Origin of the sequence: Streptomyces sp. NPDC127100, from assembly GCF_042724095.1 — a bacterium.
Taxonomy (GTDB): Bacteria; Actinomycetota; Actinomycetes; order Streptomycetales; family Streptomycetaceae; genus Streptomyces.
The window spans coordinates 6,133-27,719 of record NZ_JBHXFL010000041.1 but is presented as its reverse complement, the minus strand read 5'-3'; the positions used below and the strand labels follow the sequence as shown (position 1 = coordinate 27,719).

The following is a 21,587-nucleotide window of genomic DNA, read 5'->3' as shown; positions in this document are numbered from 1 at the left end:
CGATCTTGGAGAGATAACTGGTTACTTCTGCCCGCGCGACGTGGACACTTCTGCCCCTGAGACAAGGACAGGGAGAGGGACAGGGAAATGGTCGTCCGCCCGTGCGCCCCGGCGGGTCGGCGCTCGAAGCGGGCAGCCGGCCGGGCGGTGGACCGCCCGGCCGGCGCCGGTCGCGTACCGCGGCTCAGACGGTCGCCTCGGCCACCTCGGCTTCGGGGCCGGGGGCCGCGGCGGCCGTGCTCCCGCTCTCGTGCCGGGTGCCGGCGGGGCTCGCGTCGGGCACCGTCCGCTTGCGCATGTGCGTCCACTCCCGGTTCAGGGCCGGCACGCCGATGGCGACGAGGTAAAGACCGCCGACGATCCACAGTGCGCCCGAGGTGCCGGCCAGCGTCACCAGTCCCGCGCCCAGGAGCCCACCGAAGGGGATGCCCGCCCAGGTGACGGCCTGTGCCAGCGTCTTGACGCGCCCCAGCAGCGGGGTGGGGATCAGCTCGTACGTCACGGCCCCGATGATCGGATTGACGAAGCCCGATCCCAGGCCGCCCAGCGCCAGCACCGCGAGCACCAGCCACAGCGGCGCGCCCGTGGCCATGGCCACGAAACGCGGGACTCCACCGATGGTGAAGCCGATCAGGTAGACGGCACGCCGGGGCAGCCGCTCGCCCACTCCCGCGGCCACGAGCGCGGAGACGATCGACGTCGCGGCGAAGACGCTGACCACCAGGCCCACGGCTTCCGCGCCGTTGCCCGTCTCCTTCGCCCAGACCGGCAGCAGCACGGCCATGAACGCCTGGTCGAGCATGTTGGTGAAGGCGAGCATGCCCACGATGGACCGCAGCAGCTTGGCGTCGCGCAGGAACACGGCGCCCTGGCGCAGCCGCGAGAGATAGCCCTCGGCCTCCTCGACCGGCGTCTCGTGCGGCTCGGGCACCGGGTCGGTGAGGGTGGTGGAGACGATCAGCGCCGACACGGCGAACAGGCAGGCGGTGATCCACAGGGCGTAGAGGCTGCCGAAGGAGGCGACGACCACGCCGGCGACCGCCGGTCCGATGGTCGTCGCGGTCCGCTCGACGGCCGCCGACAGGCCGGTCCCCCGCTCCAGCGGCACCCGGGCCGCGCGGGTCGCCGCCGGCACGAAGAGCCCCTTGGCCCCGTTGGCCGGGCCGTCCGCCGCGCCGACGACGGCCAGCAGCGCCAGCAGCAGCCCGAAGGACAGGTTCCCCGTGAAGTAGAGCAACGGGGCGGTGGCCGTCGCGACGGTGGAGGCCACGTCACCGGCGACGCTGATGCGCTTGGGGCCGACCCGGTCGATGATCGGCCCGGCCAGCGCCTGCGCCACCACGTACGGCACGATCTGGCAGAAGGCGACGAGACCGGTCTTGCCGACGCTGCCGGTCGTCGTCAGGACGAACCAGGGCAGGGCGATGGACAGCACCCGGTTGGCCGAGAGGGCCGCCGCGTAGGCCGACAGCATGCCGACCAGTCCGCGTAAGACCCGGGGGCCGTCGGCCGGGGCGTCCGGGGAGGGCGTGCGTGTACCGCTGTCCGCCGCCTGCTGGGCGGCCGTGTGCCGAGAGGTCATCTTTCTCACTCCGAGTCCGGGGGGTGGGAGACGTGCCGGTCCGCACTGGTGGGGAACAACTGGAACTGGAAGGCGACCCGCGCCGCGCCCTCGGGCAGTGGTGAACCCTCCGGTCGCGGTGCGGAGTTGCGCCGGCGGAGCAGCCGGTGGAGGTCCGCCGACAGCTCCTTGGCCTCGGCGGGGGTGAGGGTGAGCACGTAGTCGCCGAAGTCCTGGGCCTCGCGCCACTCGGGCGGCAGCGAGGCGGTCGCTTCGACGGCGTTCGTCATCGCGTCGGACCAGACCCTGCTGAGCGCCTGCAGGTAGGCGATGCCGAGACCCTCTCCGCCCGCCAGCACCGAGTCGTCGGGGACGACCGTGTTGACGTGCGCCGCCTGCCACCAGCGCTCACGGCGGCCGCCGCGGGACGGCGCCTCGACGATGAAGCCGTACTCGGCGAGCTGGCGCAGGTGGTAGCTGGTGGCGCCGGTGTTCTGGTCGAGCCGCCGGGCGAGCGTGGTGGCCGTGGCCGGCCCCTCCGTCCGCAGGATCGTCAGGATCCGCACGCGCAGCGGATGTGCGACGCCCCGCAGGTTGCGAGCGTTCAGCTGGACCTGGGAGGGCTGCTCGGGATGTTCCATGGCTGCCAGGCTAGTTGGCAAAGAATCCTGTGCATAGACTTCTGTGCAAAGATTCCTTTGCTTCGGATGGACCGGCTCCTGGAGCGGTCAGCCGCACTGGCTTGATCGCATGCTCGCCGCGATCGGCGTCTCCTCACGGACAACCCACGGACACCCCTCCCCCGTCCTAGGTGACGCGAGAGGCGCCCGGGACCGACGGGACGTCTGCGCACGGGAATGCGAGGAGTGGATCATTGATCGGTGCCCGGCGAATATGCGTGAGCGCCGTGGCGGTGCTGGCTGCCCTGGCGGGCTCGTCCGGACCGGCACAGGCTCAACAGGAGCACGAGCCACAGCTGTTGAGCGCGACGGGTGACAGCCCACTTCCGCCGGGTTGGCGGATCGACGGGACGGGCGGAGCGCGTGAGCTGGTCTGGCGTGCGCCGAAGGCCGTGCCCATGGGGGATGCGCGGGTGGAGTTCCGTACCGGGGACCGGCTGCTCGGGGTGCCGAGGCCGGCGAGGGACGGCCGGACCTTCCGGCTCGCCCTCGGCGAGACGCGGCCCGAGCAGTTACCGGGGCTCCAAGTGACGGCCGCCGGACGCCGGCTGGACGCGGCGGCCGACGGCACGCACAGCTCCGGCCCACGCGTGGCACGGAGGCCCGCGCAGGCACCGGCGAACGGCGTCGATCCGGGCAGGGCCGGCTCGTACCGCACGGTCAGCGGGGGGTACGACCTCGACCCGGTGCGCCTGCCCGGATTCGACACCCCGGTGGAGATGACCGCCGAGGTGGTGGCGCCGAAGGGTCCCGCCGGCAGCCGGCCGCTCGCGCTTTTCCTGCACGGCCGCCACGACACCTGCTACAAGCCGGGCTCCGAGGACGACGTCACCGGTGACTGGCCCTGTGCGGACGGCTACAAGCCGATACCGAGCCACCTGGGCTACCTGCGCGACCAGCAACTGCTGGCCTCCCAGGGCTATGTGACGGTGTCGATCTCGGCGAACGGCATCAACGCCCAGGACTGGCAGGCCGAGGACGCCGGCGCACAGGCGCGTTCCTCACTGGTACGGCAGCATCTCGCCCGCTGGGCCGGCTGGACCGCCCATCGCTCCTCCGCCCCGGCCGTCGTACGCGAGGCGGCCGGGGCGGATCTCTCCCGTGTCCTGCTCGTCGGCCACTCGCGCGGTGGCGAGGGCGTCAACCGGGCAGCCATGGACAGCCTCTACCCGCCGCCGGCCGCCGAGGACGGCTACCGGGGCCCGGTGCGCTGGAAGGTGCGCGGGACCGTGCTCGTCGGACCGACGATCTTCGGCCAGAATCCGGTCGCCGACGTGCCGTCCGTGACGCTGCTGCCGGGCTGTGACGGCGACGTGTCCGACCTGCAGGGCGAGAACTTCGTCGACGGGACGCGCGGGATCGGCCGGGGCACCGCACTGCACAGCGCGGTCTACATGGTCGGCGCCAACCACAACTACTTCAACAGCGAGTGGACCCCGGGCGAAGCCGTCGCGCCGGCCAGGGACGACTTCTCGACCGACCCGGAGCAGCCGGACCCGGTGTGCACGCCGGGTGCCGCCACCCGGCTCACCGCTGTCCAGCAGCACAGGGCGGGTGCCACGTACATCGCCGCCGCGGCCCGGCTCTTCCTCGCCGGGGACGACCGGGTGCGTCCGCTGCTCGACGGTTCCGGCAAGCGGGCCCCGTCCGCGGACCCGGCCCGGGTGCTGACCCACGCCGTAGGCGGCCGCCGCGACGGTGGTTTCCTGCCCGACGGCGGGGCGAAGGTGGCCGGTGCCCGGCTGTGTTCGGCGATCGACCCCGACCCGGACGTGGCCTGTCTGGACCCGGAGACTCCAGGATCGTCGCCGCACTTCGCGTGGTGGGAGACGTCCCAGGAGACCGGTCGCAGCGCGGTGGACCTTAAGTGGTCCGCGCCGGGCACGGCCGCGCGTATCACTCCGGCCGAGCCGCTCTCCCTCCGCGACTCCCAGAAGCTCGCCCTCCGGGTCCTCGTACCGCCGAACACGACCGGCACGAGGTTCGACGTGTCCGTCACCGACTCCTCCGACCGTCGGGCGACGCTGGGTTCGGTCGTGGCGGACGGGCTCCCGGGCTCCGCGAACACGGCCTCCTACTGGGCTCAGGAGCTGCGCGTCCCGTTGTCGGCCGCGACCCGGGCCGGGCTCGATCTCAGGCGGGTCAAGTCCCTTGAGCTGACGCCCCGTTCGCGGTCCGGGCAGGCCTGGCTGATGGACGCCTGGGGCTGGGCGCCCGGCATGCCGGCGGTGAAGGCGGCCGCACTGCCGCGTGTCGACGTGGGCCGCACGATCGTCGAGGAGGGCGACTCGGGCACCCGCACCTACCGGATCCCGGTCGAGATCTCCGGGCACGGCAGCGGGCAGGTCCGCGTGTACGTCCTCGACCCGGACAGCGGCCGGTCCGAGAACCGACTCGTGACCGTACGGCCCGGCAGCGACGCGATCGACGTGCCGGTCGAGGTGGAGGGCGACACGGTCTACGGTGACGACGTGGCGCACGACATCGCCGTCAAGGCCGTCCGGGGCGCCGTCGTCGGCAAGCACCGGGGCGGGCTCACCGTCGAGAACGACGACCCCGAACCGGCGATCACCCTGTCGCCGGTCGCGGACCGCGTGACCGAGGGAGAGACGCTGACCTGGCGGTTGTCCGTGGACGCGCCCACGGCGGTGGACATCTGGCAGCCGGTGCGGGTCCTTCCGGTCACCGAGGGCGCGGAGCTGTCCACCAAGGACGTGGACCCGCAGTGGCTCCAGGAGTGGTCCGGTGACGTGCCCGACCCCGAGCGGCCGCTGTCCGACGCGAGCCTGTGGGTGTGGCTGAACATCCCTCCTGGGAGTACCAGCGTGGACTTCGCCGTGCCGACCCTCCATGACCAGGTGGCCGAACCGGCCGAGTCGATGCGCGTGGCGCTGACCGACCGCCACGCCGAGCCGCTGCCCGACGGGCCGGTGCTGACGGGGACGGTGCTCGACAAGCCGTGAGCACGATGTAGGGGGGTCGTGAGCCCCCTCCGGTGCGGGGCCCGGTCCGTCCGGGCCCCGCGCTTCACGAGGTCGCGCCTCGTCACCGGCCCGCCGCGCCTGGCCGGCAGGACTGCCGGGCGGGCTCCGCAACAGCGGCGAGGTAACCTCGCCCGACAGTGGGGCGAGGTGCGCGCGTGACGGTGCCCCGTCCGGCGATGTGATCGCGGGTGCCGAGCGCGACGTCCCTGGGGGCCCGCGTTCCGGGCCGGCCGGCTCGCGCGCCCACCAGGTGAAGGAACTGAGCAGGATGACGAACGACGACGACGCCGTACTCGACGACCCGGTGGGCCGGTCGCTGAGTGGCCGGCACGCGCACCTCGCCCGGCGGCTCGGCCGGGCCGCCGCCTATGTCACGGACGTGGCGACCTTCTCCGCCGTGTCCACCGGCCCCGACGCGCGGGACTGGGCCGACCTGGCCCGGCTGCTCGGACCGGGGGCCTTCGCCGACCTGTTCAGCTGTCCGGCCCTCCCGCCGCCCCACTGGGAGCCGGTGTTCCGCCTCGAGGGCCGTCAGATGGTCTGGCCCGGCGGCGTGCCCGACCCCGCTCCGGCCGAGGACGGTGTCGTCGAACTGGGCGCGGACAGCGTGCCCGAAATGCTCGGTCTCGTCGCGCGGACCGAGCCGGGGCCCTTCTGGCCGCGCACCCTCGAACTCGGCACCTACCTGGGCGTACGGGTCGACGGCGCCTTGGTGGCGATGGCCGGGGAGCGCCTCCGTCCTCCGGGCTGGACCGAGATCAGCGCCGTCTGCACCGCGCCCGAGGCACGGGGGCGGGGACACGCCGCCCGTCTGGTCACCGCGCTCGCCGCCCGCATCCTGGCACGCGGCGAGCGTCCCTTCCTGCACGTGGCCGAGACCAACACCGGCGCGATCGCGCTGTACGAGCGCCTCGGCTTCACGACCCGCAGGCAGGTGACCTTCCGGGGTTTCCGAACCCCCTGACGGTTCGTCGCGGGCGAGCCGACCGGGTCATCGGCTGGACGGTGCCGAGGTGGTGCCGGGGCCCGTGGGCGGGGCCGGTGGCAGTTCCACGCCGTGGGAGATGACCGGCCGCACGCTGCCCTCGGCCAGGCGGTAGGTCAGGCCGACGATCGCCGTGCGCCCGGCGGCCACCTGTTCGGTCAGTTCACGGGAGCGGTCCATGATGAGGTCGACGGTGTTGCGGACGTGCGTGGCGATGAAGCCGTCGTCCTCCGCCACGCCCGCGGCCTGAGCCGCCAGCACGCTGGGGGTCACCCGTTCGATCACGTCGCGCACGTATCCGCGGGTGGTCGCTCCGTTCTCCACGGCCGCGCGGGTGGCCGCGACGGCACCGCAGGCGTCGTGACCGAGGACCACGACCAGGGGACAGCTCAGCACGCTCACTCCGTACTCGATGCTGCCGAGGATCTCCGGCCCGGCGGTGTGCCCCGCGGTCCGTACGACGAACAGGTCTCCCAGTCCCTGGTCGAAGATGATCTCGGCGGCCAGGCGGGAGTCGGAGCATCCGAGCAGTACGGCGTACGGGTGCTGCGCGGACGCCGTGTCGGCGCGGCGGCCGGCGTCCTGGTTGGGGTGCCGGGGCGTGCCTGCGGTGAAGCGCTGGTTGCCGGCCAGGAGCAGGTCGAGGGCTTCGCTTGGGGTGGCGGGGGTTGCACGGGTGGCGTCGTCGTTCATGAGCCGCAGATTACGGCCGTGACCGGCTCATCGGCGCGCTGGGGCGGGGGACGTGTCGGAGCGGATGTGCTGCGTTCGGGCCCCGCCCCGTGGTCCGTCTCGGGACGATGAGCAGCCGCGCCCTCGCTATTCCTGCTTCTCGCCGGAGGCGAAGCGGGAGATGATCAGCGCGACGATGATGATCGCGCCGTTGAGGAACTGGTTCCACAGCGGCGGTACGCCGGCCAGGGTCATGACGTTGACCACGAGCTGGAGGGTCAGCACACCGGTGAGGGCGCCGAACAGGGTGCCGCGGCCACCGTTGAGGCTGACACCGCCGATGACGGTGGCGGCGAAGACCTGGAAGATCCAGCCGTTGCCCTGGTCCGCGGAGATGGACCCGTAGTGGCCGGTGTAGAGGATGCCGGCGAAGGCGGCGAGCAGGCTGCCGACGATCAGTACGACCCACACGATCCGGTCGACCCGGATGCCCGCCGCCCGGGCCGCCTCGGCGTTGCCGCCGATCGCGTAGAGGGCGCGGCCGTGGCGCAGCCAGGCGAGCGCGCTGCCGCCGATCAGGAAGAGCAGCGCGCAGATCCAGATCCCGGCGGGCGCCCCGAGCCAGGAGGCTCGGCCGAGGTAGGTGAAGGAACCGGGCAGGTCGACGATCGACTGGCCCTCGGAGATGGCGACCTGGAGTCCGCGCAGCAGCGTGAGCATGCCCAGGGTGACGATGAAGCCGTTCAGCCGCAGCTTGAGGATGAGGAAGCCGTTGATCACGCCGATCAGCGCGCCGACCAGCAGGCACAACGGGATGGCCGCCCAACCGGGGAACAGCCCGAGGCCGAGGAAGCGGGAACCCTCGTCGGGCAGGACCAGCCAGACGGCGACGACCGGGGCGACGCCGATCGTGGACTCCAGTGAGAGGTCCATCCGGCCGCAGATCAGGATCAGGGCCTGGGCGAGGACCAGCAGACTCAGCTCGGTGGCCTGCTGTCCGACGCCGAGCAGGTTGTCGGACGTCAGGAAGGCGGGCGAGACCACGAACCCGATGACGCACAGGACGAGCAGCACCGGAACCAGCGACAGGTCGCGGAAACGGGCGAAGTCGATGCGGGCCCCGGCGGGCGCCGGGACGGCAGCGGCCGGTTCGGTGCGGACCTCAGTGGTGGGGGTCATGGCTGTCCTTCGTGTCGGTCGGGTCGGCCATGCCCTCCATGGCGGCGACCAGTTGTTCGTCACTCCAGTCCGGCCCGAACTCGGCGACGACCCGACCGTGGAACATGGCCAGGACGCGGTCGCAGACCCGCAGGTCGTCGAGTTCGTCGGACACGATCAGGGCGGTCTTCCCGGCGTCGGCGACGTCACGGACAGTGCCGAGCAGGGACTCCTTGGACTTGACGTCGACGCCGTTGGTCGGCCGGACGGCGACCAGGACGTGCGGCTCGGTGGCGAGCGCGCGGGCGACGACGACCTTCTGCTGGTTGCCGCCGGACAGTGCGGACACCGGAGTGGTCGCGCCCGGGGTCTTGATGTCGAGGGCGCTGATCATCCGCTGGGCGAAGGCCCGGGTCCGCGAGGGAAGCACCGTGCCGAACGGGCCGAGTTGGCCGGTGACGGTCAGCGTGGCATTCTCGGCGACGCTGCGGTGCGGGACGAGGCCCTGGATGTGCCGGTCCTCCGGAACGAAGCCGATGCCGGCCGCGAGCGAGGCGGGGACCCGGCCCGTGCGGAGGGGCCGGCCCGCGACGGCGACGGTGCCGGCCCCCGGGCGGCGCAGGCCGGCGAGGGTCTCGCCGAACTGGACGTTGCCGCTGGCCGCGGCCCCGGCCAGCCCCACCACCTCACCGGGGCGGGCGGTCACGGAGACGTCCTGGTACGCGCCGTCCAGACTCAGCCCGTTGACCTCGAGCAGCGGTCCGCCGCCGGAGCGCGCGGCGTCGGTGACGGACCAGGCGGGCGCGACGCCGAGCGTGCTCTCCCCGGTCATCGCCTCGACCAGGGCGTGCCGGTCCAGTGCGGCGACCGGCGCGGTGACGACATGCCGGGCATCCCGGTACACCGTGACGGTGGTGCAGAGGTCGTAGACCTCCTGGAGGTGGTGGGAGATGAAGAGGAAGGCGACGCCCTGCCGTTGGAGGGCGCGCAGTTTGCCGAAGAGCCTGTCGATGCCGCGGGCGTCGAGCTTGGCGGTGGGTTCGTCGAGGATGATGAACCTGGCGCCGAAGGACAGGGCCCGGGCGATCTCCACGAACTGGCGTTGCTCGACACTCAGATCCATGGCGCGTGCGGTCGGGTCGACGTCCACGCCGTACTCGGCGAGCAGTTCGGCGGCCCGCAGGCGCAGTCGCTTCCAGCCGATCGGGCGCAGCGCGCCGGCGCTCTGCCGGTCCAGGAAGAGGTTCTCGGCGACGGTGAGGGCCGGGATGACGGTGGAGCGCTGGTAGACGCAGGCGACCTTGGCCCGCCAGGCCTCGGTGTCGCCGGGTGCCGGGGCCGGCTCGCCGTCGAAGCGCAGGGTGCCGGTGTCGGGGCTCTGCAGGCCGGTGAGGATCGAGACGAGGGTGGACTTGCCCGCGCCGTTGCGGCCGACCAGGGCGTGTGCGTCGCCGGGCGCGACCGAGAGCCGGGCGTCGCTGAGCGCGACGGTGGCGCCGAAGTGTTTGCTGATTCCGTCGGCCTCGACGACGGGGCCCCGGGCGGGGCTGGGGTTCGCCATGGCGGGTGGTCCTTTCCGCGGAGGGGCTGGCGGACACGGTCCCGGAGGGTGTGCGGGAAGGTGCTTCCGGGGCCGCCGCTCACGAGGTGCTCAGGGGGCTACTTGCCGACGTTGTTGCCCCACAGGGCCGTGTCGTCGACGTTCTCCTTGGTCACCAGCGGGGCGGGGAGCTGGTCCTCGAGGCCGTTGGGCAGCTCGATGACGGTCGAACCGTGGTCGGTGGGACCGGGCTCGAAGGTCTTGCCCTCGGCGGCGGCCTTCGCGTAGTGCACCGCGTACTTCGCGTAGAGGTCGGCGGGTTGGGAGATCGTGGCGTCGATGTGCCCCTGGCGGATGGCGTCGAACTCCTGCGGGATGCCGTCGTTGGAGATGATCGTGATGTGGCCGGGCCGGCCGGCGGGCTTGAGCAGGCCCTTCTGCTTGAGCAGGGAGAGGGTGGGCTGCAGGAAGACACCACCGGCCTGCATGTAGATGCCGTTGAGGTCGGGGTGGGCGGCCAGGGTGGACTGGAGCTTGGCGGAGGCGACGTCGCCCTTCCAGTCGGTGGCCAGCTCGATCACGTCGATCCCGGGGAACTTCTCCTCCATGCAGGCGGCGAACGCCTCGGAGCGGTCACGGCCGTTGATGGAGCTGAGGGCGCCCTGGAGTTCCGCCACCTTGCCCTTGCCGCCGAGCTGCGCGCCGAGGTACTCGCACGCCTTGGTGCCGTACGCCTTGTTGTCGGCGCGGACCACCATGTAGACGTCGCCCTTGTCGGGACGGGTGTCGACGCTGATCACCGGAATCTTCCTGGCGGCGAGCTGGTCCAGGGTGGAGGCGATGGCGCCGGTGTCCTGCGGGGCCATCACGACGGCCTTCGCGCCGGTGTTCTGGAAGACCTTGACGTTGGCGACCACCTTGGTCACGTCGTTCTGGGAGTTGCTCACCGGCAGGGTGTTCACTCCCTGGGCGCTGGTCTCCCGCTCGACGTACTGGGCGTAGGAGTTCCAGAAGTCGGAGTCGGCGCGGGGCAGGTCGATGCCGATCTTCGGCGCGCCGCCACCCGCGGCCGAGTCGCTGTCACGGTTGCAGGCCGTGGTGAAGCCCGCCAGGACGGCCACCGTGGCGGCCGCGGCCGCGATTCTGGAGGAGCGAGGCTTCATCGTGCTGATCTCCTTGGGTGGGACGGCCGGTGCCTCGGCCGAGGTGAGTGGGAGCCGGGTCGGCGGACCGGCGGACGGGGTGGCGCGCTCCCCCGCCGACGACTGCCGAGAACCTGTCACGAAGCGCGCCCCCGAAGTCATCGGATGGCTTGCGGCATCGAGGACCTTACGAGCCGGAAACTTGGGCTGACAAGAGGAGACGTCAGACAAATCTCAATCGTGACGTCCAGACTGCGTCGACGCGTCGACGGTGGCGACCGAGCAGCGCAAACCTCACTGAACTACCTCAAATGGCCATCAGACGAGACCGGAAAGGTCGGAGGTCTCCTTGCGGATGGTCGTCGGTCGCTCGTATGGTCGCCCCCGGAGAGTCATCCGATGTATTGATCGACGGAGGACCTCGGCCTCCACAAGCGACGACAGGAGACGAACATGAGGCTGTTGCGAGTCGGGGACCCGGGGCGGGAGACGCCGGCGGTCCTCGGCGAGGACGGCGTCGCCTTCTCGCTGACGGGTGTCACCGCCGACATCGACGGCACGTTCCTCGCCTCCGGCGGCATGGACCGGGTCAGGGAGGAACTGGCCGGGGGATCGCTGCCGCGCCTCGACACGGCCGGCCGGCGGGTCGGCGCTCCCGTCGCCCGCCCCGGCAAGGTCGTGTGCGTCGGTCTCAACTACCGTGACCACGCCGAGGAGACCGGCGCGGCCGTCCCCGAGCGGCCGGTGGTCTTCATGAAGGACCCGTCCACCGTCGTCGGCCCCCACGACCCGGTGCGCATCCCCCGCGGCTCGGTGAAGACCGACTGGGAGGTCGAACTCGCCGTCGTCATCGGCGCCGAGGCCCGCTATCTGACCGGCCCCGCCGAAGCGGCCGGTCACATCGCCGGCTACGCGGTCAGTCACGACGTCTCCGAGCGGGAGTTCCAGCTCGAGTACTCCGGACAGTGGGACCTCGGCAAGTCCTGCGAGACCTTCAACCCGCTGGGCCCCTGGCTCGTGACCCCCGACGAGGCGGGCGACCCGCAGCGGCTCGGCCTGCGCCTCAGCGTCAACGGCGAGGTGCGCCAGGACGGCAACACCAAGGACATGGTCTTCGAAGCCGCGTACCTCGTCTGGTACCTCAGCCAGTACATGGTGCTGCGCCCCGGCGACGTCATCAACACCGGCACCCCGGCCGGCGTGGCCCTCGGCCTGCCCGGCACCCCCTATCTGCGCGCGGGCGACGTCGTCGAACTGTCCATCGACGGACTCGGCACCCAGCACCAGCAGCTCATCAACGCGTGAAAGGCACCGAGTTGTCCGCAACCGCCGCGCGGATCGCCGCCGTCGACACCTACGACATCCGCTTCCCGACCTCACGGGAACTGGACGGGTCCGACGCGATGAATCCCGACCCCGACTACTCCGCCGCCTACGTCGTCCTGCGCACCACGGAGGGCGGCCACGAGGGCCACGGCTTCACCTTCACCATCGGCCGCGGCAACGACGTCCAGGTCGCGGCCGTCGACGCGCTGCGCGAGCACGTCGTCGGACGGTCCGTCGCCGGACTGTCCGCCGACCCCGGCACGCTCTACCGCGACCTGATCGGCGACAGTCAGCTGCGCTGGCTGGGGCCGGAGAAGGGCGTGATGCACATGGCCATCGGCGCCGTCGTCAACGCCGTCTGGGACCTGGCGGCCAAGCGCGAGGGCAAGCCGCTCTGGCGGTTCCTCGCCGACGCCGACCCCGCCTGGCTCGTCTCCCAGGTCGACTTCCGCTACCTCACCGACGCCCTGACTCCCGACGAGGCCCTGGAGCTCCTGCGCAGAGGCAGGCAGGGCGCCGGCGACCGGACCGCCGAGCTGCTGCGCCGCGGCTACCCCGCCTACACCACCTCGCCGGGCTGGCTCGGCTACTCCGACGAGAAGCTCACCCGCCTCGCCGAGCGGGCCGTCGCCGAGGGATTCACCCAGATCAAGCTCAAGGTCGGCGCCGACCTCGACGACGACATCCGCCGCTGCCGCGCGGCCCGCGAGGCCGTGGGCCCCGGCTTCCGGATGGCCATCGACGCCAACCAGCGCTGGGGTGTCGACGAGGCCGTAGCCTGGACCCGGGCGCTCGCGGAGTTCGACCCGTACTGGATCGAGGAACCCACCAGTCCCGACGACATCCTCGGCCACGCCGCCATCCGGCGCGGCGTGCACCCCGTCAAGGTCGCCACCGGCGAGCACGTGCAGAACCGCATCGTCTTCAAGCAGCTCCTCCAGGCGGGCGCCGTCGACGTCCTCCAGCTCGACTCCGCACGCGTGGCCGGCGTCAACGAGAACCTCGCCGTCCTGCTGCTCGCCGCGAAGTTCGGCGTGCCGGTCTGCCCGCACGCCGGCGGCGTCGGTCTGTGCGAACTCGTGCAGCACTTCTCGATGTTCGACTACGTGGCCCTCACCGGCACCACCGAGAACCGCGTCATCGAGTACGTCGACCACCTCCATCAGCACTTCCTCGACCCGGTGGTGATCGCCGACGGTCACTACCGGCCCCCCGCCGCGCCCGGCTTCTCGGCCGCCATGAAGCAGGCGAGTATCGACACGTACACCTATCCGCACGGCTCGTTCTGGGTCGCCGACGCGGCGCGGGCCGCCACGGCGGGCACGGGCACGGCGGCCGCCGACGCACCCGGTCAGGACACGGAGGTCCCCGCATGACGACCGCTCTCGCCTCACTCACCGCCGTCGTCACCGGCGGCGCCTCCGGCATCGGCCTCGCCACCGCGCGGCTGCTCGCCGAGCACGGCGCGGACGTCGCCGTCCTGGACCGCGATCCGGGCGGTGTGCCCGCTCCCCTGCGCGGCTTCAAGGCCGACGTCACCGACGACCGCGCCGTCCGCGCCGCCGTCGAGGAGGCCGCCGAAGCACTCGGCGGGATCGACATCCTGGTCAACAACGCCGGTATCGGCGCCGCCGGGACCGTGGAGGACAACGCGGACGAGGAGTGGCACCGCGTGCTGGACGTCAACGTCCTCGGCATCGTCCGCACCACCCGGGCCGCCCTGCCCTACCTGCGCCGTTCCTCCGTCGCCTCCGTCGTCAACACCTGTTCCGTCGCCGCCACCGCGGGACTGCCGCAGCGCGCCCTGTACTCGGCCAGCAAGGGGGCGGTCCTGTCCCTCACCCTGGCCATGGCCGCCGACCACGTCCGCGAGGGCATCCGGGTCAACTGCGTCAACCCCGGCACCGTCGACACGCCCTGGGTCGGCCGCCTGCTCGACGCCGCAGCCGACCCGGCCGCCGAACGCGCCGCACTCGACGGCCGCCAGCCCACCGGGCGCCTGGTGACCGCTCAGGAGGTGGCCCACGCCATCGTCCACCTCGCCTCCCCCGCCGCCGGCAGCACCACCGGCACCGCCCTCGCGGTCGACGGCGGCATGGCCGGACTGCGGCTGCGACCGGAGCCGCGGTCGTGACACCGCGTCCGCACCGGCTCGGGCGGAGCGCCGTACGGGTCGGCACGCTGGCCTTCGGCGCGGCGGGCATCGGCAACCTGTTCACCCCCGTCACCGACGACGAGGCCACACGGGCCGTCGACTCCGCCTGGGAGGCGGGCGTCCGGTACTTCGACACCGCCCCGCACTACGGTCTCGGCCTGTCCGAGCGCCGCCTGGGCGCCGCCCTGCGCGCGCGGCCGCGCCACGAGTTCGCCGTGTCCACCAAGGTCGGCCGCATCCTGGAGCCGGCCCCGTCGGCCGTCGGTGACGACCTCGCCCACGGCTTCGCCGTCCCCGCCACCCACCGCCGGCGCTGGGACTTCAGCGCCCGCGGTGTGCGCCGGTCGATCGAGGAGAGCCTGGAGCGGCTCGGTCTGGACCGGATCGACATCGCCTACCTCCACGACCCCGACGACCACCTCGAGCAGGCACTGGAGCAGGCGTATCCGGAACTGGAGCGGATGCGCGACGAAGGGGTGGTCGGGGCGATCGGCGCCGGCATGAACCACGCCGGTCCGCTGGCCCATTTGGTCCGCGAGACCGACGTCGACGCCGTCCTGCTGGCGGGCCGTTACACGCTCCTGGACCAGTCCGGGCTCGTCGAGCTGCTGCCGCTCGCCGCCGAGCGGGGCGTCGGCGTCGTGGTCGGAGGCGTCTTCAACTCCGGTCTGCTCGCCGACCCGCGCCCCGGGGCCACCTTCGACTACGCACCGGCGCGCCTCGACGCGCTGTCCCGGGCGCTGGAGCTGCAGACGGTCTGCGAGCGGCACGGGGTGCCGCTGCGCGCCGCCGCCCTGCACTTCCCGTTCGGGTCCCCCGCCGTCACGAGCGTCCTCACCGGAGCCCGCAGCGCGGCGGAGGTCCGGGACGCGGCCACCCTGCTCGGCCACCCGGTCCCCGACGCGCTGTGGTCGGACCTCAAGGAGCGCGGCCTGCTCCCCGCCGACGTACCCACCCCCCGGCTCCCCCCGCTCGCCCCCGTCCACCCGGAGCAGCCATGAGGGTCGCCCTGCACACCCGCGTACGCGTGGACCGCGTCGCGCGGTACGAGGCCGCCCACCTAGAGGTGCCGGCCGAACTCACCGCCGCCGTCCGGGCCGCGGGCGTCACCTCGTGGACCATCTGGCGCAGCGGCCGCGAGCTGTTCCACCTGCTGGAGTGCGAGGACTACGCCCGGTTGCTCGCGGAGCTGGAACACCTCCCGGTCAACGTGGCCTGGCAGGCGCGCATGGCCGACCTCCTCGACGTCGTCCACGACTACTCCGAGGACGGCGCCGGGGCGGGACTCCCGGTGGTGTGGGAGCTGTGAGCGACCGGCTGATCATCGACGCGCACCATCACGTCTGGGACCTCACGGCCCGGCCGCAGCCATGGATCACGGGCGACGCCCTCGCCCCGCTCGCCCGGTCCTTCTCGGCCGCCGACCTCGCCGCCGAGGCACGGGCGGCGGGCGTGTCCGGCACGGTCGTCGTACAGACCGTGTGCGTACCCGAGGAGACGCCCGAACTGCTGGCGCTCGCCGCCGGGGACGGCCTGGTCGCGGGGGTCGTCGGATGGACCGACCTCACCGCGCCGGACGTCGCCGACGCGATCGCCGCACTGCGCGAACTGCCCGGCGGCGACCGGCTGGTCGGCATCCGCCACCAGGTGCAGGAGGAGCCGGACCCGCGCTGGCTGCTGCGCCCGGACGTCCAGCGCGGGCTCACCGCCGTCGCCGCGGCCGGGCTGGTCCACGACCTCGTCGTCAGGCCCCACCAGCTGGCCGCCGCGGTGGAGGCCGCGGCCCGGCTCACCGGACTGACCTTCGTCCTCGACCACCTCGGCAAGCCCCCGATCGCCACGGGCGCGCTGGAACCCTGGGCCTCGGACCTGCGCCGCCTGGCCGCCCTGCCCAACACCGTGGCCAAGCTCTCCGGCCTGGTCACCGAGACCGCCCCCGGCGCGTGGCGCACCGAGGACCTCGAACCGTACGCGCGGACCGCCCTGGACGCGTTCGGTCCGCGGCGGCTGCTGTTCGGGTCCGACTGGCCGGTCTGCACCCTGCGGGCGGACTACACGACGGTCGTCGGGATCGCGGACGCGCTCACGGCGGGACTGTCCCCCGCGGAGAAGGACGCGGTGTTCGGCGGCAACGCGCTCCGCGTGTACGGGCTGTAGGGCCACCGGTGGCGTTCGCCCCGGGTCGGCACCCGAAATACTGCTTCCGGGCATCGAAGAGGAAGGAAGTGCCGATGACAGAGCAGGCCGCCGGACACGGCGAACAGCACGGCTTCACCGCGGGCACCCTGACGGCCGCCGGTGCGCCCACCGCCGTGCCCGACCCGGGGTACCAGTGGCCGGCCGACCCCCGCACCCGCGCGGCGCTGGAGCACTGGCGCGACCTGAAGGTCGGCGTGATCATCCACTGGGGCATCTACAGCGCGATCGGGCAGGGCGAGTCGTGGTCCCTGCACCGTGAGCGGCTGGGCGACTTCACCGATCCGCCCGCCGGCTGGTCGGGCACCGACGCGGAGTACCACACCTGGTACGCGGGACAGGCGCGGACCTTCCGCGGCGAGGACTACGACCCCGCCGAGTGGGCGCGGATGTGCGCCGGGGCCGGCCTGCGCTACCTGGTCCTCACCTCGAAGCACCACGACGGCTTCGCCCTGTACGACACGGACCACTCGAACTTCAAGTCCACGGCGGAGGACTGCGGTCTGCGCCGCGACATCGTCGCCGAGACGTTCGACGCGTTCCGTGCGGAAGGCCTGGAGACCGGCGTCTACTTCTCCAAGGCCGACTGGAACCACCCCGGTTACTGGGACCGGGCGCGTCCGATCCGCGACAGGTACCACAACTATGACATCACCGAGAAGCCGGAGAAGTGGCGCTCGTTCGTCGACTTCACCCACCGCCAGATAGAGGAACTCCTCACCCGCTACGGACGCCTCAACGTGCTGTGGTTGGACGCCGGCTGGGTCCGTGAGCCCGAGGAGCCGATCGGGATCGACACGATCGCCGAACGCGCCCGCGCGCTGCAGCCGGACATCCTGGTCGTCGACCGCGAGGTCCACGGACCCAACGAGAACTACCGCACCCCCGAGCAGGAGCTGCCGGACACCCGGCTCGACCACCCGTGGGAGTCCTGCATCACCATGACCCGGAGCTGGTGCTCGGAGGCTCCCGACGATCCGGCCAAGCCGATCGGGGAGATCGCCGCCAATCTGGTGCGGATCGTCGCCCGCGGCGGCAACTACCTGATCGGCGTCGGCCCCGACGCCACCGGACGCGTCTCCCGTCATGTCGCCGAGCGCATGCGCGAGCTCGGCGCGATCCTCGGCACCATCGGGCACGCGGTCTACGGGTCCCGGCCCGCCGACCCCGGCCTCACGGCGGACGGCAGCCTGGAATGGCATCTCACCTCCCCGGCCGGTGATCCGGGGACGGTGCACGCGATCGGCCTGTACCCGGACGGGGCCGCCGTCCCCAGCACCCTGCGCGTCACCGGGAACGGGCACGACATCACCCTGGACGTGCCGGCCGGACCCGACCCGCACGTCGTGGCGGTCGAAGTCCCGCTCGGCACCGCCTGAGGACCGCTTCCGCCGACGCGCCCTCAGAGCGCGGGTTCGTCACCCCCGAGGGTGCCGCGCAGCCACTGCTCGACACCCGCGACGTGCACCGTCATCCACGACCGGGCCAGCTCCGGGTTCCGGTCGGCGACGGCCTCGTGGATGGCCCGGTGCTGGTCACGGGTGCGCTCCACCGCGCCCTCCTCGGTCAGCCCGCGCCAGACCCGCGCCCGTGTGGTCGGACCGGAGAGCCCGTCGATCAGCGAGCAGAGCACCGGGTTGCCGGAACCGGAGGCGATCAGGCGGTGGAACTCGAGGTCGTTGGCGATGAGTTCCTCCAGCGACGCCTCCCGCGGAAGGCGGTCCAGCACCTTCTCCAGCGCGGCGACGCCCTCGTCCGGCATGGCCGCCGCGGCCATCGCCGCTGCGGCCGGCTCCAGGATCCTGCGGACCTCGAGGAAGTCCAGCACCGTGTCGTCGTGGTGGAAGTCGACGACGAAGCCGAGCGCGTCCAGCAGCAGGCCGGGCTCCAGGCTGGTGACGTACGTCCCGTCGCCCTGCCGCACGTCGAGCACCCGGATCAGCGAGAGGGCCTTGACCGCCTCGCGCAGGGAGTTGCGCGACAACCCCAGCCGCCCGGCCAGGTCGGACTCCTTGGGCAGCCGCTCCCCCGGGCGCAGCTCGCCGTCGACGATCATCGCCTTGATCTTCTCGATCGCCTCGTCGGTGACTGGCATTGTGACCTCCTCATACCCCCGGTGACGACTATACGTCGGATGATTGGATTACCCATCCCGACATCGACGTCACCCCGGATACATCCCATGTGTGGCACGTAACCATGTCACAACCCTGTCCCTGAGCGCGCTTCCTCTCTATCGTGACACACATTCATCCGATGTATCGCCGGATTTGTAGCGACCGGTGAAGGCCATCCCAAGGACGGACGGACCCATGCCCGAACCCGACCACGCCCTTCCCGCCGACCCGTCGCGTCGCGCCGTGCTGCGCGGCGCGACCGCGTCAGGTGCGCTGCTCGCCCTGTCCGCGCTGCCGGAGTTCATTCCGCGCGCGGCGGCCGTGCCCCGGCCGCCGCTGTCCCTGGTGCCGGCGGACCGGGCCGTCCTGCTGCCGTACTCCGCGCCCGGCACCGAGGGCGCGATCATCGAGCAGGGCCTGCCGATCGGCAACGGCAGACTCGGTGCCCTGACGACGGGCGATCCCGCGCACGACACGTTCTACCTGACCGACGCCACCCTGTGGACGGGCCACGCCAACGCCGCGCTGGACTCCGGGGGCCAGTTCCCGTACGGCGCCGGTGACTTCGGTACGTTCGGGCTGCTGGCCAAGGCGTACCTGGATCTTCCGGCGCACACGCGCGAGGCGATCAGCGGCTACCGCCGGACACTCGATCTCAGCAACGGCCTGATCACCGCCTCGTACACACGAGGCGGCACGACGTACACCCGCGAGGTGTACGCGAGCGTGCCGGACGACGTGATCGTGATCCGGCTCGGCCAGAGCGGCGGGGGCTCGTACACCGGCTCGCTGACTCTGACGGGCACCCGCGGCGAGGCCGTCACCGCCGAGGCGGGGGCCGCCCGGGTCTCCTTCGGCGCCGCACTCGCCAACTCCCTCCGTTACGCCGCCGTGGTCGGGGCTGCGGGCACGGGCGGCACGCTCTCGGCCTCCGGCACCAGGGTGACCTTCACCGACTGCTCCGAGGTGGTCCTGGTCGTCTCCGGCGGGACCGACTACAAGGCCGACCACGCCGCCGGCTACCGCGACACCGGCATCGACCCCCTGTCCGTCGCCCGGACGAAGGCGGACGACGCCGCCTCCGTCGCGGGCACCGCCCTCCTGGCCACGCACACCGCCGACTACCGGCGACTTCAGCGGCGGATGACGCTCGACTTCGGCGCCTCGACACCGGCCCAGCGTGCGATGGACACCCCCGAACGGCTCGCCGCCCGGGCCGCCGGATCCGCTCCGGACCCCGAACTCGAGGCGGCCTACCTCCAGTTCGGCCGCTACCTGACGATCTGCGGCTCACGCGGCAGTCTGCCGACCAACCTCCAGGGCCTGTGGGTGGACCGCAACAACCCGGACTGCATGGCCGACTACCACACCGACATCAACGTCCAGATGAACTACTGGCTGCCCGACAGGGCCGGGCTGCCGGAGTGCTTCGACGCCTTCACCGACTACTGCCTCGCGCAGTTGCCGGGCTGGACGGCCACGACGCGGAACCTCTTCCAGGACCCGCGCAACGGCTTCCGCAACACCTCCGGGAAGGCAGCCGGCTGGACGGTGGCGATCTCCACCAACGTCTGGGGCGGCAACGGCTGGTGGTGGCATCCGGCCGGCAACGCCTGGATCTGCAACTCCCTGTACGAGCACTACGAGTACACCCGGGACACCGGCCACCTGCGCCGCATCTACCCGATGCTCAAGGGCGCCTGCCAGTTCTGGGAGGCACGCCTGATCACGACGACGGTCCCCGATCCGGACGCGCCCGGCGGGACGCGCCAGGTCCTGGTCGACGACCACGACTGGTCGCCGGAGCACGGGCCGACCGACGCCCGCGGTATCACCTACGCCCAGGAACTGGTTCGGCAGCTGTTCCGGAACTACCGCGAGGCCGCGGCGGCCCTGGACCTGGACGCCGGATACGCCGCCACGGTCGCCGCACTGCAGGAGCGCCTGTACCTGCCCCGGGTCAGCGCCACCACGGGCCGGCTGGAGGAGTGGATGACGGACGCCGACCTGGGCGAGACCACGCACCGCCACCTGTCCCCGCTGGTGGGCCTGTTCCCCGGCGACCGGATCGGCCTCGGGGAGTCGCCCCGGGAGCTGATCGAGGGCGTCACCGCCCTGCTCGCCGCGCGGGGGATGGAGAGCTACGGCTGGGCCTGCGCCTGGCGCGCCCTGTGCTGGGCACGGCTCAAGGACGCGGACAGGGCCTACCGCTTGGTCACCACCGTGATGAGGCCGTCGGTCGGTCACAGCAACGGCAGCGCGATCAACCTCTTCGACATGTACGACCTCGGCAGCCGGGCGACCTTTCAGATCGACGCCAACTTCGGGACGCCGGCCGCCATGCTCGAGATGCTGGTGCAGTCGCGGCCCGGCCGGGTCGAGCTGCTGCCGGCGCTGCCCGCCGCGTGGGCCGCCTCCGGCTCGGTGACCGGCGTGGGCGTGCGCGGCGGCTGCACGGTCGACGTCGACTGGTCGTCGGGCCAGGTCACCTCGGCCACCGTGCACGGCCGGCCCGGCACCCGGACCACCGTGGTGGCCGGCGCCTGGAGCCGGGCCGTGACGATACCGGCGGCCGGATCGGTCACCGTGACCCCCGGTCCGGTCCAGCTCGTGAACCGGCTGAGCGGCAAGGCGATCGACGTCCCCGGAGCCTCGGGCACGGCCGGCCGGGAGCTGGTCCAGTACACGCCGAGCGGCGCCGCCAACCAGCGGTTCCGGTTCGTCCCCGTCGGCGGCGGGCTCTACGAGGTGCGGACCACCCATCTGGCCGACCCCCTGTACTGGGACATCGCCGGCGGATCCACCGCCGACGGGGCCCGGCTGACCCAGTGGGCGTCCACCCACGCCACCAACCAGCGGTGGCGGCTGTCCGCGGCGGCCGACGGACACGTGACCGTCGCATCGGTCCGCAGCGGCAAGGTACTCGGCGTCACCGGCGACTCCACGGCGAACCTCGCGACGGTGGAGCAGCAGACCGCCGACGGCGGTGCCGGCCAGCAGTGGCGGATCGTGTCGGCCTGACCGGCCGGTGCGACGGCCGTGCCGCCGGGCCACGGGGCATGGCCCCGTGG

General features: G+C 72.4%; 17 protein-coding genes. 10 read left to right on the top strand and 7 right to left on the bottom strand.

Annotated elements, in window-relative coordinates; genetic code table 11:
* Positions 1 to 184: 184 nt before the first annotated feature.
* Together ACFWJB_RS28385 and ACFWJB_RS28380 are read right to left on the bottom strand one after the other, a co-directional pair.
* A complete protein-coding gene (locus tag ACFWJB_RS28385; RefSeq protein ID WP_385464894.1) occupies positions 185 to 1,474 on the bottom strand; it encodes an MFS transporter in 1,290 nt (429 codons plus the stop codon).
* A 113-nt stretch (positions 1,475 to 1,587) separates the two neighbouring features.
* Positions 1,588 to 2,202 carry a helix-turn-helix domain-containing protein gene (locus tag ACFWJB_RS28380; RefSeq protein WP_385464891.1) on the bottom strand — a complete coding sequence of 205 codons (615 nt, stop codon included), beginning with the start codon at positions 2,200 to 2,202 and terminating at the stop codon, positions 1,588 to 1,590.
* Positions 2,203 to 2,459: 257 nt separating this feature from the next.
* Between ACFWJB_RS28380 and ACFWJB_RS28375 the strand changes: the two genes are divergently transcribed.
* Both ACFWJB_RS28375 and ACFWJB_RS28370 read left to right on the top strand, forming a co-directional pair.
* Positions 2,460 to 5,204, top strand: a complete 2,745-nt coding sequence (locus ACFWJB_RS28375) for a hypothetical protein (RefSeq protein WP_386925716.1) — start codon at positions 2,460 to 2,462, stop codon at positions 5,202 to 5,204.
* Between the two features lie 289 nt (positions 5,205 to 5,493).
* Positions 5,494 to 6,189, top strand: a complete 696-nt coding sequence (locus ACFWJB_RS28370) for a GNAT family N-acetyltransferase (protein WP_386925714.1) — start codon at positions 5,494 to 5,496, stop codon at positions 6,187 to 6,189.
* A gap of 27 nt (positions 6,190 to 6,216) precedes the next feature.
* Here ACFWJB_RS28370 and ACFWJB_RS28365 read toward each other — a convergent pair whose 3' ends face one another.
* The 4 genes from ACFWJB_RS28365 to ACFWJB_RS28350 all read right to left on the bottom strand — a co-directional run bounded on the left by ACFWJB_RS28365 (position 6,217) and on the right by ACFWJB_RS28350 (position 10,743).
* Positions 6,217 to 6,903, bottom strand: coding sequence for a carbonic anhydrase (locus ACFWJB_RS28365; protein WP_386925712.1), 687 nt, complete (start codon positions 6,901 to 6,903; stop codon positions 6,217 to 6,219).
* Between the two features lie 126 nt (positions 6,904 to 7,029).
* Positions 7,030 to 8,061 carry an ABC transporter permease gene (locus ACFWJB_RS28360; RefSeq protein ID WP_385469560.1) on the bottom strand — a complete coding sequence of 344 codons (1,032 nt, stop codon included), beginning with the start codon at positions 8,059 to 8,061 and terminating at the stop codon, positions 7,030 to 7,032.
* Positions 8,045 to 9,601: a sugar ABC transporter ATP-binding protein gene (locus ACFWJB_RS28355; RefSeq protein ID WP_386925709.1), complete on the bottom strand. Its 1,557-nt coding sequence runs from the start codon at positions 9,599 to 9,601 to the stop codon at positions 8,045 to 8,047. Before ACFWJB_RS28355 ends, ACFWJB_RS28360 begins: the two co-directional genes overlap by 17 nt.
* A 98-nt stretch (positions 9,602 to 9,699) precedes the next feature.
* Complete coding sequence (locus ACFWJB_RS28350; protein ID WP_386925707.1) at positions 9,700 to 10,743, bottom strand: sugar ABC transporter substrate-binding protein; 1,044 nt, start codon at positions 10,741 to 10,743, stop codon at positions 9,700 to 9,702.
* Between the two features lie 432 nt (positions 10,744 to 11,175).
* On the opposite strand from ACFWJB_RS28350, the gene ACFWJB_RS28345 reads away from it, so the two are divergent.
* From ACFWJB_RS28345 to ACFWJB_RS28315, 7 genes are all read left to right on the top strand, one after another.
* Positions 11,176 to 12,027 (top strand): fumarylacetoacetate hydrolase family protein, encoded by an 852-nt coding sequence (locus tag ACFWJB_RS28345; RefSeq protein WP_386925705.1) that lies wholly within the window; start codon positions 11,176 to 11,178, stop codon positions 12,025 to 12,027.
* Between the two features lie 11 nt (positions 12,028 to 12,038).
* The gene (locus tag ACFWJB_RS28340) at positions 12,039 to 13,424 is read left to right on the top strand and encodes an L-fuconate dehydratase (RefSeq protein WP_386925703.1); all 1,386 of its coding nucleotides are present in this window, start codon (positions 12,039 to 12,041) and stop codon (positions 13,422 to 13,424) included.
* Positions 13,421 to 14,182, top strand: coding sequence for an SDR family NAD(P)-dependent oxidoreductase (locus tag ACFWJB_RS28335; RefSeq protein WP_385469572.1), 762 nt, complete (start codon positions 13,421 to 13,423; stop codon positions 14,180 to 14,182). The genes ACFWJB_RS28340 and ACFWJB_RS28335 overlap by 4 nt, the downstream gene beginning before the upstream one ends.
* Positions 14,179 to 15,204 (top strand): aldo/keto reductase, encoded by a 1,026-nt coding sequence (locus ACFWJB_RS28330; protein WP_386925701.1) that lies wholly within the window; start codon positions 14,179 to 14,181, stop codon positions 15,202 to 15,204. Before ACFWJB_RS28335 ends, ACFWJB_RS28330 begins: the two co-directional genes overlap by 4 nt.
* Positions 15,201 to 15,512, top strand: a complete 312-nt coding sequence (locus ACFWJB_RS28325; RefSeq protein WP_386925699.1) for an L-rhamnose mutarotase — start codon at positions 15,201 to 15,203, stop codon at positions 15,510 to 15,512. The genes ACFWJB_RS28330 and ACFWJB_RS28325 overlap by 4 nt, the downstream gene beginning before the upstream one ends.
* Positions 15,509 to 16,360, top strand: coding sequence for an amidohydrolase family protein (locus tag ACFWJB_RS28320; RefSeq protein WP_386925697.1), 852 nt, complete (start codon positions 15,509 to 15,511; stop codon positions 16,358 to 16,360). Before ACFWJB_RS28325 ends, ACFWJB_RS28320 begins: the two co-directional genes overlap by 4 nt.
* A gap of 74 nt (positions 16,361 to 16,434) precedes the next feature.
* Positions 16,435 to 17,778, top strand: a complete 1,344-nt coding sequence (locus tag ACFWJB_RS28315; RefSeq protein WP_386925695.1) for an alpha-L-fucosidase — start codon at positions 16,435 to 16,437, stop codon at positions 17,776 to 17,778.
* 23 nt (positions 17,779 to 17,801) lie between these two features.
* On the opposite strand, the gene ACFWJB_RS28310 is transcribed toward ACFWJB_RS28315, so the two are convergent.
* Positions 17,802 to 18,494: a FadR/GntR family transcriptional regulator gene (locus ACFWJB_RS28310; RefSeq protein WP_386925693.1), complete on the bottom strand. Its 693-nt coding sequence runs from the start codon at positions 18,492 to 18,494 to the stop codon at positions 17,802 to 17,804.
* A 217-nt stretch (positions 18,495 to 18,711) separates the two neighbouring features.
* On the opposite strand from ACFWJB_RS28310, the gene ACFWJB_RS28305 reads away from it, so the two are divergent.
* Positions 18,712 to 21,537: a glycoside hydrolase N-terminal domain-containing protein gene (locus tag ACFWJB_RS28305; protein ID WP_386925691.1), complete on the top strand. Its 2,826-nt coding sequence runs from the start codon at positions 18,712 to 18,714 to the stop codon at positions 21,535 to 21,537.
* Positions 21,538 to 21,587: the final 50 nt, after the last annotated feature.